This is a genomic window from Candidatus Methylacidiphilales bacterium, assembly GCA_028713655.1.
GTDB lineage: Bacteria > Verrucomicrobiota > Verrucomicrobiia > Methylacidiphilales > JAAUTS01 > JAQTNW01.
In genome coordinates this window covers 1-3659 of the sequence record JAQTNW010000081.1, presented here as the reverse complement: position 1 = coordinate 3659, position 3659 = coordinate 1, and the positions used below count along the sequence as shown (strand labels likewise).

3 protein-coding genes are annotated in these 3659 nt (G+C 56.6%); all 3 read right to left on the bottom strand.

Going from position 1 to position 3659, the window contains the following annotated elements; translation table 11 throughout:
- Positions 1–2756, bottom strand: a 2756-nt coding sequence (gene uvrA / locus PHD76_15130; protein MDD5263175.1) for an excinuclease ABC subunit UvrA, incomplete at its 3' end; no start/stop codon positions are given.
- A 252-nt stretch (positions 2757–3008) separates the two neighbouring features.
- Complete coding sequence (gene rpmA, locus PHD76_15125; GenBank protein MDD5263174.1) at positions 3009–3257, bottom strand: 50S ribosomal protein L27; 249 nt, start codon at positions 3255–3257, stop codon at positions 3009–3011.
- Positions 3258–3274: 17 nt separating this feature from the next.
- The gene (rplU, locus tag PHD76_15120) at positions 3275–3586 is read right to left on the bottom strand and encodes a 50S ribosomal protein L21 (protein ID MDD5263173.1); all 312 of its coding nucleotides are present in this window, start codon (positions 3584–3586) and stop codon (positions 3275–3277) included.
- Between the last annotated feature and the right edge of the window lie 73 nt (positions 3587–3659).

The window sequence follows — 3659 nt, the reverse complement described above, 5'->3', positions numbered from 1 at the left end:
CCCTCCGGCCCCAGATCGATAATCCAGTCCGCGCATTTAATGACATCCAGGTTATGTTCGATAATCACCATAGTATTGCCCGAATTTCTCAAATTGAAAAGCACGTACATCAACTGTTCCACATCGGAGAAATGCAGCCCGGTCGTCGGTTCATCCATGATGAAGCAGGTCTTGCCTGTCGATTTCTTGCACAGCTCGGCTGCCAGCTTCACCCGTTGAGCCTCTCCGCCAGACAGGTCTGTGGCGGATTGCCCCATCGGCATATAGCCGAGTCCGACCCGCGCCAGGGCCTCCAGTTTGTCCATGATCGGCGGAATGGATTTAAACAAATCGAGCCCTTCCTGTACCGTCATTTCGAGAACGTTGGCGATGTCATGTCCCTTGTAGGTGATTTCCAGCGTTTCGCGGTTGAAGCGCCGCCCCTTGCAGGCTTCGCAGGGCACATAAACATCCGGCAGAAAGTGCATTTCAATTTTTTTGTATCCGTCGCCCGAACAATGCTCGCAACGACCGCCCGCGGTGTTGAAACTGAAACGGCCTTTGCTGTAGCCCCGGATGCGCGAAGCCGGCAGTTGCGCGAACAGATCCCGCACCGCGTCAAACGCGCAGATATAGGTAAGGGGATTCGACCTCGGCGTTCGTCCAATGGCGGATTGGTCCACCGTGACCACCTTGTCAATCTGACCGATTCCCTCGATGGCGTCGTGCTCTCCGGGCCGTTCCTTCGAGTGATGGAAGTGTCGGAAAAGCGCCTTGCTCAGAATTTCATTGATGAGCGTGCTTTTGCCAGACCCGCTGACGCCGGTCACGCAGGTCATGCAGCCGATTGGGATTTCCACGTCGATGTTTTTCAGGTTGTTCTCCCGCGCGCCTTTGATGAGCAGCGCGCCCCGGTCGTTGGGAACCCGGGCCTGGGGCACTTCCATCCTCGCATTTCCCGAGAGATAGCGGCCTGTCAGGGATTTTTCATTGTTCTCCACTTCATCGGGAGTCCCCTGCGCGACGATCCAGCCGCCCTGCAGGCCCGCGCCGGGGCCGAGATCCACCACATGGTCCGCCCGGCGGATGGTGTCCTCGTCGTGTTCGACCACCACCACGGTGTTGTCGAGGTCGCGCAGCCGGAAAAGGGTCTGGAGAAGGCATTCGTTGTCGCGCTGGTGCAGCCCGATGCTGGGTTCGTCGAGAATGTACAACACGCCGGTCAATCCGGCGCCGATTTGGGTGGCCAGGCGGATGCGCTGGATTTCACCTCCCGAAAGCGTACCGGTTTCGCGATCCAGTGTCAGATAGCCGACGCCGACATCCCTGAGAAATTGCAGGCGCGATTCAATTTCACGCAGCAGGTCGCGGTTCATCTTCTGCTGGGACTCCGTCCAGGAAATTGTTCCCAGGAATTCAAGGGCTTTGCCGACGGTCAGCCCGCAAAATTCCTGGATATTCAAGCCCTTGCTCTTGTTTTTGCCGTCGAGCGTCACGGCCAATATTTCCTTCCGCAGCCGGTTTCCGCCGCAGGCGGGGCAGGGTTGCCGGCTCATGTAGGCCTGCATTCGAAAGCGCGACAGCGGGCTGGCGCTGGTTTCGTACAGGTTTTCGATCTGGTGCAGCACGCCCTCAAAGGCCTTTTTCTGTTCCCGCGTGTTTCCATCGCGGACGACGGTGAAAGCAATGGGTTTGTCGCCGGAGCCATTAAGAACGAGCGAATGAAAGGATTCGGGCAGGTCTTTCCAGGGGACATCCGTCCTCACTCCGGCCGAATGCGCCAAATCCCGAAGAATCATGCGATAATGTCCTGCCAGCCGTTTGGGCGCCTTCTTCCACGGGGCGATCACATGTTCGTCGATGGAAAGGGCGGGATCGGGAATGACGAGGCGCGGGTCGGCCACAAGCCGGGTTCCGAGGCCGTGGCAGGACGGACAGGCTCCTACCGGACTGTTAAATGAAAAGTGCCGGGCTGTGAGCAGCGGGAAATGATACCCGGTTTCAGGATCGTAGTTTTGGTTGCTGAGGGTCCATTCCGCGAGTGTTTCGCCGCCTTCCGCGACCCAGCAGACATGGATGATTCCTTCGCCCAGCCTGAGGGCGGTTTCCAGGGAATCGGTCAGGCGTTGCCGGATCGAGGGCGAAATCTTCAGCCGGTCCACGACGACATCGATTGCGTGGGCCGCGTTCTTTTTTAATTTGATCGGATCATCCAACTGCTTGAATTCGGCGTCGATCCTGACCCGCACAAAACCGTCCTTTTTCAGCCGCTCAAGCGTGTTTTTGAAATCGCCCTTTTCGTTTCGCACCATGGGGGCGAGGATGAGGAATCGTTCATGGGCTGTTTCTGCAAGAATTTTGTCCGCAATTTCCTGGACGCTGTGGCGTTTGAGGGGGTTGCCGGTTTTCGGGTGGCGCGGCTGGCCGCAACTGGCGTAGAGCACCCTGAGGTAATCGTAAATTTCAGTCGTGGTGGCGATGGTCGAGCGGGGATTGCCGCCGCTGCCGCGCTGCTCGATTGCGACCGCCGGGGAGAGGCCCTCGATAAAATCGACGTCGGGTTTCTCGATTTGATCCAGGAATTGCCTGGCATAGGAAGACAGGCTTTGGACGTAGCGGCGTTGCCCTTCGGCGAAGAGGGTGTCGAAGGCGAGGGAGGACTTGCCTGAGCCGGAAGGGCCGGTGATGACGACCAGCTTGTTCCGCGGGATGGAGAGCGTCAGGTTTTTCAGGTTGTGCTGGCGCGCACCGATGATTTTGATCTCGTTCAGGGGCATAGGAAGACCGACAATGGATTATCCTAGCACGAATTGAACCACGGATGCACACGGATAAACACGGATTTAAGCCGCAAAAGAACGCATAGATCTCAAAAATTTCCAATTCTATGAGATCCTTGTGCTCTTTTGTGGCAAACCTAAAACTGCTTGCAGGGTTGCCTGCAAGACCGCGCTAAAGGAGCGAATGGAGGGACGAGCTTGTCTCGTTCCATTTAACCTAAATTTCCCAGCTTCCGTGGGAAATTTAAGTCAGGCTTTGGATTTGACGTGGATGCGGCGGTTGGCCTTGTCGAATTCGACGACGCCTTCCGCAAGGGCGAAGAGGGTGTGGTCGCGGCCCTGGCCGACGTTGCGGCCCGCGTTGTACTTGGTTCCGCGCTGGCGCATGATGATGCTGCCTGCGATGACCATTTCGCCGCCAAATTTTTTCACGCCCAGCCGTTTGCTCTGGCTGTCGCGCCCGTTCTGCGTGCTTCCCTGACCTTTTTTATGTGCCATGACTGGTGTTCCTGAAATTAGGCCTTGATCGAACTGACCTTGACTCTGATTTTGCGCTGACGGTGGCCCACCGTGCGGTGGTAGCCTTTCCGGCGCTTGTATTTGAAGGCAATGACTTTCTTGTCCTTGATTTCGCCAACGACCTCGCCGCTGACCGTGGCGCCGCTCAAGGTGGGTTTGCCGACTTTGACGGTATCGCCGTTGGCGAACATCAAAACCTCATCGAAAACGGCGGTCTTGCCGGCCTCGGTTTCAAAGAGCTCGACGTCAATGACATCGCCCTCCTGAACCTTGTACTGTTTGCCACCTGTGCGTATGACTGCGAACATAAATCAATTTCCTTCCTGAAAAGCATTCCAAAATGCCTGAATGGCTGGCTGAAACAAGAGAAAAATGCAGAAA

Coding starts and splice junctions, on each gene's coding strand:
- rpmA (MDD5263174.1), bottom strand. CDS start 3,257: ATGGCACATAAAAAAGGTCAGGGAAGCACGCAGAACGGGCGCGACAGC.
- rplU (MDD5263173.1), bottom strand. CDS start 3,586: ATGTTCGCAGTCATACGCACAGGTGGCAAACAGTACAAGGTTCAGGAG.